This is a genomic window from Gluconobacter sp. P5B12, assembly GCF_018812035.1.
Classification (GTDB): Bacteria; Pseudomonadota; Alphaproteobacteria; order Acetobacterales; family Acetobacteraceae; genus Gluconobacter.
In genome coordinates this window covers 43,419-56,474 of sequence record NZ_JACRVV010000011.1, presented here as the reverse complement: position 1 = coordinate 56,474, position 13,056 = coordinate 43,419, and the positions used below count along the sequence as shown (strand labels likewise).

The 13,056-nt window shown below is 57.3% G+C and carries 16 protein-coding genes; 4 read left to right on the top strand and 12 right to left on the bottom strand.

Annotated elements, in window-relative coordinates; translation table 11 throughout:
* Positions 1 to 468, top strand: a complete 468-nt coding sequence (locus tag KP702_RS14855; RefSeq protein ID WP_202207802.1) for an NADH-quinone oxidoreductase subunit B family protein — start codon at positions 1 to 3, stop codon at positions 466 to 468.
* Between the two features lie 171 nt (positions 469 to 639).
* Positions 640 to 1,575, top strand: coding sequence for an ROK family protein (locus KP702_RS14850; protein WP_215750752.1), 936 nt, complete (start codon positions 640 to 642; stop codon positions 1,573 to 1,575).
* Between the two features lie 84 nt (positions 1,576 to 1,659).
* Here KP702_RS14850 and KP702_RS14845 read toward each other — a convergent pair whose 3' ends face one another.
* The 3 genes from KP702_RS14845 to KP702_RS14835 all read right to left on the bottom strand — a co-directional run bounded on the left by KP702_RS14845 (position 1,660) and on the right by KP702_RS14835 (position 4,011).
* On the bottom strand, positions 1,660 to 2,541 hold the full coding sequence (locus KP702_RS14845; protein WP_046901261.1) for a phosphatidylcholine/phosphatidylserine synthase: 882 nt from the start codon (positions 2,539 to 2,541) through the stop codon (positions 1,660 to 1,662).
* A gap of 14 nt (positions 2,542 to 2,555) precedes the next feature.
* Entirely contained in the window at positions 2,556 to 3,233 is a 678-nt protein-coding gene (locus KP702_RS14840) for a phosphatidylserine decarboxylase (protein ID WP_046901262.1), read from the bottom strand.
* 61 nt (positions 3,234 to 3,294) lie between these two features.
* Positions 3,295 to 4,011, bottom strand: a complete 717-nt coding sequence (locus KP702_RS14835) for a methyltransferase domain-containing protein (RefSeq protein ID WP_202207662.1) — start codon at positions 4,009 to 4,011, stop codon at positions 3,295 to 3,297.
* Positions 4,012 to 4,051: 40 nt separating this feature from the next.
* Here KP702_RS14835 and gloB point away from each other — a divergent pair, with 40 nt between their 5' ends.
* Complete coding sequence (gene gloB / locus KP702_RS14830; protein ID WP_202207661.1) at positions 4,052 to 4,768, top strand: hydroxyacylglutathione hydrolase; 717 nt, start codon at positions 4,052 to 4,054, stop codon at positions 4,766 to 4,768.
* A 54-nt stretch (positions 4,769 to 4,822) separates the two neighbouring features.
* On the opposite strand, the gene KP702_RS14825 is transcribed toward gloB, so the two are convergent.
* The 8 genes from KP702_RS14825 to KP702_RS14790 form a co-directional block, all read right to left on the bottom strand.
* Positions 4,823 to 4,978 (bottom strand): DUF2474 domain-containing protein, encoded by a 156-nt coding sequence (locus KP702_RS14825; RefSeq protein ID WP_086633006.1) that lies wholly within the window; start codon positions 4,976 to 4,978, stop codon positions 4,823 to 4,825.
* A gap of 19 nt (positions 4,979 to 4,997) precedes the next feature.
* Positions 4,998 to 6,023 carry a cytochrome d ubiquinol oxidase subunit II gene (gene cydB / locus KP702_RS14820; RefSeq protein ID WP_202207660.1) on the bottom strand — a complete coding sequence of 342 codons (1,026 nt, stop codon included), beginning with the start codon at positions 6,021 to 6,023 and terminating at the stop codon, positions 4,998 to 5,000.
* A gap of 6 nt (positions 6,024 to 6,029) precedes the next feature.
* Positions 6,030 to 7,454: a cytochrome ubiquinol oxidase subunit I gene (locus tag KP702_RS14815; RefSeq protein ID WP_046901266.1), complete on the bottom strand. Its 1,425-nt coding sequence runs from the start codon at positions 7,452 to 7,454 to the stop codon at positions 6,030 to 6,032.
* A 210-nt stretch (positions 7,455 to 7,664) separates the two neighbouring features.
* Complete coding sequence (locus tag KP702_RS14810; protein ID WP_215769303.1) at positions 7,665 to 8,741, bottom strand: DUF2125 domain-containing protein; 1,077 nt, start codon at positions 8,739 to 8,741, stop codon at positions 7,665 to 7,667.
* 250 nt (positions 8,742 to 8,991) lie between these two features.
* On the bottom strand, positions 8,992 to 9,741 hold the full coding sequence (locus tag KP702_RS14805) for a 1-acyl-sn-glycerol-3-phosphate acyltransferase (RefSeq protein WP_202207658.1): 750 nt from the start codon (positions 9,739 to 9,741) through the stop codon (positions 8,992 to 8,994).
* A 44-nt stretch (positions 9,742 to 9,785) separates the two neighbouring features.
* Positions 9,786 to 10,427 (bottom strand): YdcF family protein, encoded by a 642-nt coding sequence (locus KP702_RS14800; RefSeq protein WP_373687864.1) that lies wholly within the window; start codon positions 10,425 to 10,427, stop codon positions 9,786 to 9,788.
* Positions 10,376 to 11,275: an ABC transporter permease gene (locus KP702_RS14795; protein WP_202207657.1), complete on the bottom strand. Its 900-nt coding sequence runs from the start codon at positions 11,273 to 11,275 to the stop codon at positions 10,376 to 10,378. The genes KP702_RS14800 and KP702_RS14795 overlap by 52 nt, the downstream gene beginning before the upstream one ends.
* A complete protein-coding gene (locus tag KP702_RS14790) occupies positions 11,272 to 11,949 on the bottom strand; it encodes a cell division ATP-binding protein FtsE (protein ID WP_046901269.1) in 678 nt (225 codons plus the stop codon). The genes KP702_RS14795 and KP702_RS14790 overlap by 4 nt, the downstream gene beginning before the upstream one ends.
* 122 nt (positions 11,950 to 12,071) lie before the next feature.
* Here KP702_RS14790 and KP702_RS14785 point away from each other — a divergent pair, with 122 nt between their 5' ends.
* Positions 12,072 to 12,539, top strand: a complete 468-nt coding sequence (locus tag KP702_RS14785) for a zinc-ribbon domain-containing protein (RefSeq protein WP_202207656.1) — start codon at positions 12,072 to 12,074, stop codon at positions 12,537 to 12,539.
* Between the two features lie 9 nt (positions 12,540 to 12,548).
* Here KP702_RS14785 and KP702_RS14780 read toward each other — a convergent pair whose 3' ends face one another.
* The gene (locus tag KP702_RS14780) at positions 12,549 to 12,959 is read right to left on the bottom strand and encodes a hypothetical protein (protein ID WP_086633011.1); all 411 of its coding nucleotides are present in this window, start codon (positions 12,957 to 12,959) and stop codon (positions 12,549 to 12,551) included.
* Between the last annotated feature and the right edge of the window lie 97 nt (positions 12,960 to 13,056).

Genomic DNA, 13,056 nt, shown 5'->3' with positions numbered 1-13,056 from the left:
ATGGGCCCACTCAGTGTGTTGCACGCTTTCCTGAATGTCTCGCGGTGGAGATTATCCGCTGACAAAGGCACGTCTGTCCGTCCCGATACGATCAAATTGTACGTATTGGAGACCGGCGGATGTGAAGGCTGCGCCATGGAAGTGGAGAGTTTATGCGGCAGTGCTTTCGCTCTTGAGCAATATGGCTTCGCACGCGTTACCGATCCGGCAGATGCCGACTGGCTGTTGGTTACGGGTCCGATGGGCAGGGCCTGTGTTCAGATGCTTGAGCGGGTCTGGAATGCGATGCCGGCTGGAAAAAGTCTGGTGGCTGTAGGGGCTTGCGCTGTTGATGGCGGGATGTTCGGGCCGAATTATGCCACTTTGGGAGGCTTGAAAGCGCTCACGCCGGTCCGTCGGGCTATTCCAGGATGTCCTCCGTCTCCCCAGGACATTCTTGTGGGTCTTCAGCGTCTCGCTGAGGGATGAATGGCGGAGTTTGACCAGAACTCGATCCTACAAAAACAGAAACATTGATTTTTTGTGATCGGATGACTTGCCGACAGAGGCTTTCACGTTCAATCAGACGAGCGCATACAGTGCGTTAATCTGTTTTCAGGCTCTCTTTTCAGACGGCCGCCAAACAACACAGGGCATGAGATGGCTGACTATCGCCTTGGTATTGATCTCGGTGGAACCAAGATCGAGATCGCAGTTCTTAATCGTCAGGGCGATCTTGTCCTGCGTGAGCGAATTCCCAATCCAGGTGTTTATCCGGAAGCGGTTCTTGCGATCCGTGATCTCGTGACGAGCGTGGACCACCGTCTGGGGGCTGTTCCCAGCCACCGTGTGTCTGCCGGTCAGAGCACGTCCACGCTGGGTATTGGCATTCCAGGATCGATTTCTCCGGAGACGGGGCTGATCAAGAATGCCAATGCGACCTGGCTGAACGATCAGCCTTTTGGCATGGATCTGGAATCGGCCCTGTCCCGTCCTGTTCGCACCGAGAACGACGCGAACTGCTTTGCGCTGTCTGAGGCCGCCGATGGTGCTGCCAAGGGCGCACAGACTGTTTTCGGCATTATTGTCGGAACGGGCATGGGCGCCGGCATTGTTAATAATGGCCGCGTGATTGAGGGTCGTCATCATATTGCGGGTGAGTGGGGGCATCTGCCGCTTCCCTGGCCGCTCCCTGAAGATGGTGAGCCGCGTCCTTGCTTCTGCGGAAACAAAGGCTGCATGGAGCGCTATCTTTCCGGTCCGGCTCTTGCTGCTGACTGGAAGGGCCCAGGTAACCGCAATACGGCTGGCATCGAAGATGCTGCTGCAAACGGCGATCAGGCTGCCATCCGCGCCCTGAACCTCTACATGGAGCGCTTTGCGCGCGCCTGTTCCCTCGCGATCAATTTCCTTGATCCGGACGTGATCGTTCTCGGAGGCGGAATTTCCAATCTGGCGTCTCTGTATGAGCGTGTTCCGCCGCTCCTGAGCAAGCACGTCATTACGCCGGTCTGCACAACGCCAATCGTCAAGAACCTGCATGGTGACAGCTCTGGCGTCCGCGGTGCAGCATGGCTTTGGGATGTCACGGAATAAGTATTTTCCGAATGGCTGGAAGACTGCTTCCAGCCATGTGGAGACATAAAAAAAGCCGCCGGTTATTCCGGCGGCTTTTTTTGTTCAGATTGCTTCTTCTTCAACCGTCTCGGACATGTCTTCAGCGGCCCGTTTCAGCCGGTGATAAGACCGGCGGGAAAAGGGCAGTATTGCGACATAGAACAGTCCGGCGGCGGCTAGTGCGCCCCACGGGTCTGCAACGAGAACGGCCGCATAGAGGCCCGTTCCCAGCATGAGCGGCAGAACATAGCGGGCCGGAACCTTGAAATTCTTGAAAGACCAGACCGGCAGCGTCGAGACCAGCAGCAGACCTGTCAGGATCAGGCAGACTGCCGAGACGATGGGTGCACGGGCGAAAGCTGCGAGGCCTTCGGCATGCATCCTGTCCGCCTCGAGCCCCAGAAATACAGGGAATAGAACGATACCTGCGCCAGCAGGGGCTGGTACGCCGGTAAAGAAGTTGGCGGAGTAATCCGGCTTGTCATCGTCATCCAGGCTTGCGTTAAAGCGTGCCAGACGAAGGGCCATGCAGACCGTGAACATGATGCAGGGGACAAAGGCATAGCGCCCGGCATCTTCAAGGCACCAGATCAGCAGCACGAATGACGGTGCGACACCGAAGCATACGAAATCTGACAGACTGTCGAATTCGGCGCCAAAACGCGTTGTGCCGCGCAGAAGGCGGGCAATTCGGCCGTCCAGTCCATCAATGCAGGCGGCGATCAGGAGGGCGACCGCTGCGTGTGCAAACTGGTGTTCCAGCGCAAAGCGCATCCCGCTCAACCCGGCACACAGGCCGAGCATGGTCAGGATGTTGGGAATCAGCCGGTTAAAGGACGGTCCCCGCACGCGTGTGCGGGGGGTGCGTCCCATGCGCCGCAGTCGGCGACGAATGCGGCGGCGTCTGGCAGGACGGTTGGGTTCAGCCGTCTCGGGAATGGTCATTGGCGCGTTCTGGCTCAGAGCTTCGCCAGGACGGTTTCGCCCCCGATCATGGTTTGGCCTTCAACAACGATCGGCTCAACACCCGGCGGCAGATACACGTCTGTGCGGGAGCCAAAACGGATCAGACCAAAGCGTTCGCCAGCTTCCAGATGCTCGCCTTCTTCAACGAAGCAGAGGATACGGCGCGCAATCAGGCCTGCGATCTGCACGACGCCGATATTGCGGCCGTCTGCAAGGGTCAGGCGAATTTCATTGCGCTCATTGTGCTCGGAGGCCTTGTCTAGGCTGGCGTTCAGGAACTTGCCTGCATGATAGGCAATCTTCGTGACCTGACCGGCTGCAGGCATGCGGTTGATGTGCACATCCAGCACGGAAAGGAACGTGGAGACGCGCCAGACCGGAGTTGTGCCCATTTCAAGCGCTGCCGGCGGAGCAACGAGGGAGACCGACGTTACGCGGCCATCTGCAGACGCCAGTACGAGATCTGATCCCGGTGGCGGTGTGCGCTTCGGGTCCCGGAAGAAGTACAGGCAGAAGGCAGAAAATGCGATGCCAGCCTTTCCGATGAGACGCGTGAACCGCCAGGGCGTCAGGCGCCCGATGATGCCAACGAAGGCACCAGCAGCGAGGAAGGGAGTCGCAGCGCGATGCGGCGGCGACAGGACAAGTTTGAGGGACTGGATCAACGACATGGAACGCACTCTTACGGCACAGGAAGCTAGGGTCAAGAATTCGCCACAAAGAAGGCGTTTTTCAGGCAGGTTCTGCAACCTGTCTGGGGACGGTCACACGCGCTTTTTCGTCCATCAGGGGTAGGCCTGCATAGACGTTCTTGCGAGCCACCACGATATGGACGCCCGCGCAGGGGTAGCGGATCATTTTTCCAACGCGCTCTGGAAGTGTGCCTGAAAGGCGCGACAGCAGAGCAGGAGGCGTCATGAGGGCGCCAGTGTGATGTTCGATTTGGAACAGTCCCTGCTCCAGCAGCCGCGTCAACTGTCTGGTGCTGAAGGGGACGCCGTGACCAAAAGGTGTTGCATCCGTATGAGCCCAGTAGCCGGAGCGGTTTGGTACGACGAGAATCAGGTAGCCGTCATCCGTCATGACTTTCCAGGCGGCGCGGAGAAACTCTGCTGCTGAACGGGTAAACTCCAGTCCATGAACGACCAGCACGGTATCCATCGACAGGTCATCGAAAGGCAGGCGCCCGCTCTCAATCAGGCAGTCCTGAACGATGTGGTGAAATGGGCGCTGGGTCTGGGGATGCTGCAAACGCGCAGAAATTGCGCACCCGGCTGTGGTAGGAAGATAGGGGCCGGGGTACCCTATCCCGAGCAGCCGACGCGCCCGGAGGTCTGGCAGGAGGCTGTTCAATCTTCGGTTGAGGAGGCTGGCTGTGCGTTGGCCTGCCCAGCTTTGATAGAAAGCGGCAGCATCTTCGGAACGGGTGCGTGTCAGGCGCGTCAGCATGGAAGTATCTAACCAGCAAGCTCAGTTCAGGGGAACTGTCATGTCACTTGATATTCAGCCCATTCCGGTTTTGTCAGACAATTATGTCTGGCTTTTGAAAGCAGAAGACGGGACGCGGGCTGTCGTGGACCCAGGCGAAGCTGGCCCAGTCATGGACGTGTTGGGAGAAGGGCGTCTCGATCTGATTCTTCTGACGCATCACCACGCGGATCACACGGCAGGGGTGGAAGCCCTTCGCGAGCGATATGGCGCGAAAGTGTTCGGCCCATCTCAGAAGCAGGAATGGCTTCCTAAGCTGGATCGTGGCCTTGGAGACGGTGACAGTTTTTATATCGGATCTACGAAAGTGGATGTTCTTCTAACGCCGGGACACGCTGTCGGGCATCTTTCCTATATTGTGCCTGAAGTGCCTGCGTTGTTCTGTGGTGATGTGCTGTTCAGTGTCGGATGTGGGCGCCTGCTGGAGGGGACAGCAGAGGAGCTGTATCGGAGTCTCCATCGTTATGATGCACTGCCTGATAACACGCTGGTTTGTGCCGGACATGAGTACACCCGCTCGAACATCGCTTTTGCATTACATGTCGATCCAGACAATCAGGCTCTGAAAGCGCGGGCAGCGGAAGTGGAAACGCTTCTGGAAGCGGGGAGACCGACATTGCCAGTCTCTCTGGGAGCGGAGCGGGCCACGAATCCATTTCTGCGAGCGTCCGATGTGGCGCAGTTTGCGGACTTGCGTCGGCAGAAAGATACCTTCTGAGGGCATGAAAAACCCCGCCTTTCAGGGGCGGGGTTTTTCTTTGGGAGGCCTCGGTTAGTGATGGCCGCCGAAGATGATCCTCTTGAGGAGTTCAGCTCCCACGCCAACGACGAGGACACCGCTGAGCCAGAAGAGTACGAACCATCCCACCCGTTTCATCCAGGCGACGGTGCCGGTTTTCTGGTTGGGCTTTCCGTACTCGATTCTCATGGCGCGAACTCCCTGAAGGTCAGTGGTAGTGATGCTCGTTCGTCACTTTTCCACGGAACACGTAGTAGGAATAAATCGTGTAGCCGAGGATGACTGGCAGCAGGAACATCGCACCGAACAGGACGAAAGCCTGACTGCTTGGTGGCGAAGAGGCCTGCCAGATCGTGATGGTCGGCGGCACGATATACGGCCACACGTTGATCCCGAGACCGGAAAAGCACAGGAAGAACAGACCCAGTGTCGAGATGAACGGCAGCAGGTGAGACTTGCGGTTACGCAGGCCCAGGAACAGCGCGCCAGCAACAGCTACGACAGCGACCGGAACCGGCAGGACCAGAGCAAGCTGCGGCCATTCAAGCCAATGCTGCATGTAGGTCGTGTGAAGCTGTGGCGTCCAGACGGATACAGCGACGATCGTCAGCAGCATCAGGCCGGCAAGGCCATAGGAGACACGACGCATCGTATCCTGCAGTTCGCCTTCACAGCGCCAGATGAGCCATGTGGAACCCAGAAGCGCGTAGCCGATTGTGACGGCTGCACCACAGAACAGTGCAAACGGCGTCACCCAGTCCAGCGAGGTTCCGACGAACACGTTGTTCTGGACAGGAATGCCCTGCACCAGCGTCCCGAGGATCACACCCTGCATGAATGCTGCAACGATGGAGCCACCGCAGAAGGATGCATCCCAGAACAGCTGTGAACCGGGAGATTTCATCTTGAAGCGGAACTCGAAGGAGACACCGCGCAGGATGAGAGCCAGCAGCATGAACAGGATGGGCAGGTACAGCGCGGGAAGGATCGTGCCGTAAGCGACCGGGAAGACGCCGTAGAGGGCGGCGCCGCCGAAGATCATCCAGGTTTCGTTGCCGTCCCAGACAGGGGCGACTGTGTTGACCATGACGTTGCGGTGATCGTGGTCCCGTTCCTTGAGGAACAGGACGCCGATGCCCAGGTCGAAGCCGTCAAGGATGACGTAGAGGAAGATGGCAGAGGCCGCGAGAACGGCCCAGACCACGGGAAGCCAGAAAGCGGCGGATTCGGTCATGATCGCTTACTCCGCCAGACCAGCATTGTGGGGGTGATGTGAGACCTGCGTGGTACCAGCGGACATCTGCGGCTCGTGCTCGGACGGACCTTCCTCACCAGAGTGAGGCTCTTCTGCGAAGCTGCGCAGGAGAATTGTGATGCCACCTGCGAAGACCACAAAGTACACAATCACGAAGGCAACCATCGACGTCGCCATGCTCGGCAGAGCGATCTGGGAGACACTGTCGGAGGTCTTCAGGAGGCCATAAACCGTGTACGGCTGACGGCCGACCTCAGTCGTGATCCAGCCACACAGCAGAGCAATGAAGCCTGCCGGGGACATCCACAGAGCGACACGATGGAGCATGGCGTTGCTGTAGAGGCTGCCCTTCCAGCGCAGGAAGAGAGACCACAGACCAACCAGAACCATGAGCGAGCCAAGCGCGATCATGATGCGGAAGGAGAAGAACAGCAGAGGTGAATACGGGCGCAGATCCTTCGGGTAGTCCTTGAGGCCCGGCACTTTGCCATCGAGGCTGTGCGTCAGGATCAGGGAGCCGAGGAGCGGAATCTGGACCTTGTAGTGCGTCGTCTCGTTTTCCATGTCCGGAATACCGAACAGGATTTCCGGCGCGCGGCCTTCGGAGTCCCAGTCGCCTTCCATCGCGGCGATTTTGGCAGGCTGGTATTCCAGCGTGTTCAGACCCTGCGTGTCACCCGCCAGAAACTGGACCGGAGCGACGATCGCGGCCATCCACATGGCCATGGAGAACATCAGGCGGACCTGTTCGGACGCCTGGCGCCCTTCACGACGGGCCTTCAGCAGATGCCAGCCAGCGACACCAGCCACGATGAACGCGACGGACAGGAACGCTGCCAGTCCCATGTGCACGAGGCGGAACGGGAAGGACGGGTTGAAGATGATCTGCCACCAGTTACCCGGCAGGAAGCGACCTGTAGCTTCATCAATGATGTAGCCCTGCGGCGTCTGCATCCAGGAATTGGAAGCGAGAATCCACGTCATGGAGATCAGCGTGCCGATCGAGACCATGCAGGTGGCGCCGAAATGCAGACCTTTGCCCACGCGGTTCAGGCCAAACATCATGACGCCGAGGAAGCCAGCTTCAAGGAAGAAGGCCGTCATCACTTCGTAGGCCAGCATTGGGCCGAGGATGGGGCCAGCCTTCTGCGAGAACTGGGACCAGTTAGTCCCGAACTCGTAGGACATGACCAGACCGGAAACCACGCCCATCGCGAATACGACGGAGAAGATTTTCAGCCAGTATTTGAAGAGATCCAGATAGGCGCTGCGTCCCGTCTTGAGCCAGAGGCCTTCAAGAACGGCGAGATAGGCAGCAAGCCCGATCGAGAATGCCGGGAATACGATGTGAAACCCGACTGTAAACGCGAACTGAAATCGCGCGAGAAATAAAGCCGACAGGCCAAACATTGCGATGGTGCCTTCTGCTTGGGAGGCGGACCGCAGAACCGGTCCGCATGGACCCGTCAGCTACGCTCGCACCCTAGAAGTCAGGAATGAGCTGAGATCATGCGCACCGCACTGCACACATGATCCGGATCTGAATCTTGAAAGCCGCAGCACGGGAAAAGTTTTCTTTCCGCGCCATGGTTTTGACAAAAATCAAAACATTCCCTGCGTCTACTCGCGCAAATGTGACGCGTCAATTTTTTGTGTGGAGATTGTTTGCAAAAGTTGTTCGAGAGCAGGTGCAGCATGACCGTTCACGACGGAAACTTCTGCGACAACAGGATGACTTTCTGCCAGTCCCGGTGAGGGCGTTGCGTACAAAATGTGCTCAAGAAAGACGCGCGTGTCTGGAGCAAGCGAGGCCTGAAGGCGCGGAATATTCAGGATTTTTTCGGCGGCATCATGCCAGTTCAGAAGCGTCAGGGTGAGGTGGCCGTTGAGCGCTGGGTATGTCAGTTCACCGGAAAAGGAAAAATGTGCAGAAGTCGCTTCCGACCCCATCGAAAATGATGCTGTCTGCACAAATAGGCGCTCATAGCCATCAGGACTAAAAAGTGGACTTTCAGGATGTGTGCTGGACGTTGTGAGAGCTACCACGAGATGAGCGTTGTGCAGTGGATACTTGGCAGCATTCAAAAATGATGTGCTGAGGGTGGAAGACAACACATCCAGTCCGAGGCGTGTGGCTCCCGCTGGGGCCTGGGATTGGATGAGGATGCGTCCAGAAAGGCGGGACAGCGCGACTGTCTGATCCACAAGGTTCATTGCGACGGCGACTTGGGCAGAAGGAGCATGGAACATTACGGTTCCGTCCTCTGAGATGTGCAGTCTCAAAGTTTCTGTGAGAATGGTTGCTCTGGCCGAAGAAGTGATAATGCGCGCAGCCTGACGACCAGGAAGGGAGACGGTGAGGCCGTTTCTGACGAGTTCCGTCCATGGTCCGCCAAGCCTGAAAGTCTCACCTGCCCAACCAGCTTCGAATGGTTGGGCAGGAAAATTTTTATGGCTGAGTTGGGGTTTCTGAATTTCGATCCATGCTCCGAAAGGCCAGCCTCCACGTCGAACTTCTCCAGTCTCTACGGACCATCCTGTTGCTTTCAGGTTCGCGACTTCGTTTTCAATTTGTGCCTGCATTCTGGTGGTGACGTGATGCCACAGGGCGGTATCTGCAGCCGCCACAACTGTAATGAAACAGAAGATGACAAGCGTGATTTTCAGGTAACGGGCAGTATTGGAAACTGGGTTCACTGGGCCTGTCTTTGTGTAACTGGATAAAGAGGCTGGTTCGATGGACGGTATTTTATCCCCAAAACAGCATTCCGCGTGCAGTCATTGTTTGACAGCCGAGTCTATGGAAGGCGATCTGAGAAAATTGAGGTCAGGAAATAGCTGAAAACCGCAGAAAAACAGGGTTTTTTAGCTACGTATGGAAACTGTTGGGTTTCTTGAGATTCGCCCAAAGCCTGTCGCCCCAAAACTCCTTCTGTTCCGGCGGCTGTTAAACTCTCTGAAGCTCCACAGAGTTATCCACAGTATTGCGCGGTAATTCATGGGTTGCGCACAGTTCATCCCATGCTTCGTTCAGCGCGGTCGTGAAGCCGTCGCGTCCCTCTGTGGAGGGGAGTGGCGCGCCGATGACGACCTTCAAAACACCAGGTTTTTTCCGCCAGGGAGATCGGTCCCAGAAAAGGCCGGAATTGGTGGCGACCGGCACGACAGGGACATTAGCCTGTCGGGCTAAAGCAATAATGCCCGGTTGGATGGGGTGGCGCTCTCCGGGGAGTGTGCGTGTGCCTTCAGGAAAGATAATAATCTGTCTGTCAGATGCGTGAGCGCGTGCGCTGTCTTTCATCATGGTGCGCAGGGCTTTAGATCCGGCGCTTCGTTCCACAGGGATCATACCGCTCAGAACGAGCATGGGGCCGACGAGGGGTATTTTAGTCAGTTCCGCCTTGATGATGTAGGTCGGTAGGGGAACCAGATCCATCCAGACGAAGCCATCGAAGAAGGACTGATGCTGAGATGCAATCAGGCTTGGGCCTGCAGGAATATTATCCCGACCATAAACTTCAATTTTCACGGAGCAAAGCTGTGCAAATCCGAACAGCACTGCTCTGGACCACAGTTTGGCGTAAGAGAGTGCCAGATCCTGTCGCTTCATAAGGCGGATCGGGATTGCCCCGAGGCCCATGATGACTGTGAGGATCAGGAAATAAAGATTGAACAGCAGGCCGCGAAGAATGCTCATAATTTTGTCTGCTCACCAGAAAAGCTGCGGTTGCACAAGAGGCCTTAGTGAGGCGTAAGGCCAATCTTGCCGTCTGGTAAGCCCGTCAGATTACTAAGTTCTGCGCCCAGAAGTTTGAAATATTCCCGGATGAGTAAGTGCAGGGTCTGGCGGGACAGTGGCGCTTCCAGAGCTGGCGGGAGAACCGGATAAGGCACGAGTTCCAGATCTGGGGCAGTCCGGCTGAGCTCTATAATGGCGCGGCGAATGTGGTAGCCAGCGGTAACGACCAGCAGGCTGTGCATCTTGTGATCTCTGGCCCACGTCGTGATCTCATACGCATTACCAATCGTACTGACGGCGCGGCGGCCCAGAGTGACACGGCTGGCCAAATCGTTGGAAAGGGTCTGGTTCTGAAGGCGCACAAGTTGATCGAGTGTAACATGGGGCCCTACGCCAGAAATCAGTAGAAGCTGGCCATATCCGCCCTTGAGAAGGGTGAGGGAGGTTTCGATACGGGATTGGCCGCCTGTGAGGGTGACGATGCCATCGCAGACAGTGGCAACGTGCGGTGGCTGTCGGGAATCGTGGATGAACCAGACGAAGCCAGCCGACCAGAGCACGGCAATAAGAAACAGCGAGGAAAGAAAGGCCTTCACGGCAATCGACGAAGCCACACGAGCACAACGCCCTGAGCTGTGATCCATCCCAGAAGAGCCGCAATGACGGGCAGGGCACCGAGCTCTTTCAGGAGGCTGAGAGGTAAAATGCGGAGTGTCGTCCACCAGCCATCTAGTGTTGTCGGAAAGGTGCTTGGGACGGTGGCCTGATGCGTGAAGGGGGCGAGGGTTGTGGCAAGGGAGGTTGTCAGTGGCGTGAGGAGGACGAGGCCAGCCACGCCGCCCATAAAGCTGAGGAGTGCAGCCCGACCGGCAATATGGCTGGAAATTGTAAAGTCCCCGGCGCCAAGGGAATGCACGATTTCCACAGCCCGTTTCTGGGCAGCGACAGAGCGGCGGACAGTGATGCCAATGGATAAAACGGCAATCGCTGCGATCAGGATAACAGCAAGCCAGGCGCATCCGACGAGGCTTGTGCCCAAATGTTCAAGCCTCTGGCCCCACTGCATGTCTTCCTGAACAATGGCTTCGGGTAACGTCTCATGAACAGTGGAGCTTAGGTTAGCGTCAGGCGTGTGGGCGACGATGAGGACGGTGGGCAGTGAGAGGCCCGGCAAGCCTTTCCGTGAATCCGTAGGCTGGCCAAGCCAGGGCGCCAGTAGATCCTGCACTTTGTCTGTGGAAAGCTTTTGCAGGTTGGTAACGCCCGGCAAGGCTTTGAGAGCGTGAATGAGTGCGTCCGTGCGATCTGAGGCGTTTGGAATGTCCGTCGGGATTTCGATCGTTGCAGCACTTTGGGCCGCCTGCGCCCAGCCATCTGCAAGCGCTTGAACACCGGTCAAACCAGCAAGAGCCAAGCCAGCCAGCAGGGTCATGAGAGCAACAAGCAGAGGGAGGCTGCCTGAGCGCAGACCGGGAGAGACGCGGCGGCTCACGCTATCGCCTCATTTGCATGCGGATCGAGCGTGCCATCACGAAGCATGATGGATGGGGCGGGAGCATCGCGCACGAGGCCTTCGTTATGCGTCGCGACAATCACGGTTGTTCCCAGATCAATCAGTTCCTGGAACGTTGCAAGAAGGCGTCTGGCCTGAGAATCCTCAAGAGCGTTTGTTGGTTCATCGGCAAGAAGGATATCGGGTCGTCCGATCAGGGCGCGTGCAATGGCAACACGCTGCTGTTCGCCCCCGGAAAGAGTGGTCGGTCGGGAATGGGCATGCGGGGAAACATCCAGCCAGTCCAGGACGGCAAAAACCTCCTGTCGAATATCGCGTTCGGAGCGCCCGCGCAGACGCAACGGGAGGGCGACGTTGTCAAAAACATTCCACTCTCCGATCAGGCGGTAATCCTGTGGGACGAACCCGATACGTCTTCTCAGGTTCCGTAGAGTGCTTCGGCTGGCGCCCGTGACTGGGGTGTTGAGAATATCCATTTGGCCTGAGGCGGGTTTTGCCCCGAGTGTCAGAAGCTTGAGAAGGCTGGATTTGCCTGCGCCTGATGGCCCGAGAAGCCAGCGGAATTCTCCCTGAGGGATTGTCAGGGTCATGCCGTGCAGAACAGGCTGCCCAACGCCAGCAGGTTTCAGGGAGACATCGCGCAGGCGGATCATATGAAAACGATCAAAGGTGTTGCAGGCGTATTAACCATTTATTAACGACAACCTCGTCATATGGGCAACCCAGTTGAGGTCAGACCGAGGCCGGTACGGTCTGATTTTTGAAGGATACCGTGATGCGTGTTGAATGTCCCCACTGTCATGCTGTTTTTGAAGTGCCTGATTCACTTTTGGAGCAGGCGCGGCGGCTGCGTTGCGCGAACTGTGGGGATAGCTGGCCTTTACAAGAGGCGCAGGAGGCTGAGCTTGCGCAAATTCCGCCTGATGACTTGTCCTTGCTCAAGGCTGAGACTGAAGAGCCTCCAGGCCCTGAAACATCACAGTCTTATCCTGTTGGACTAAGCGCGTCCGAAGCACGGGACGCTGCGAAACATGCGTTTGTTCTACATTCCCGGACAGTAACCCACGGTCTGGGTAAACCCGAGACTGTCGGGACGAAAATGATTGGAAGTCTTGGGACTTGGAGTGCCGCGTGGGGGCTCAGTCTTGTGGTGGTCGGCGGAGGCGTGGCCGCACTATGGCACTGGAAGGCTGGGGAGCTCGTGACTTTATGGCCGGGTATCGGCCATCTCCTTACTCCCTGAGCCTGGGTCTTACATGTTGCGAGCGGCCAGTGCGGACAGGGTCGCTCCAATTGCGGCAAGTCCCATCAGGAGAAAGCCGTCGAACATGAGGGAGCCTGGGGTTAGCAGGTGACTGCCGATCTGAAGGTGGGTCGGCAGGGTGCCCGCCACATGGTTCATGATGTCTTTCGCCTGCGGGTCGGCACTCGCAGCACTTGTCGTAATGGCGTTCACGATGTGCGGAAGGATATACCAGCCAAGACCAAGAATCAGGAGAAGCGGAGCGAGAAGCTCTGCGACCTGCTGGGCAAAGTAGAAGGCGAAATAGCAGATGGACCAGATGCCCGTCCGGATCAGCGCGCCGGTTGAAAGAGGGCCGCTTTCCCCGCTGCGGGAGTTGAGCAGGCGATCCGTCAGGTTGCGCGAGGGCTGAATGTCCATGAGATACGGCTTCCACTGATCCGGTAACGGGAGTTATCTTCGCCCCTTGGAAATCGGACGAACATCAGCTTCGGACTAGCTGCAAGAGGCCGTTAAT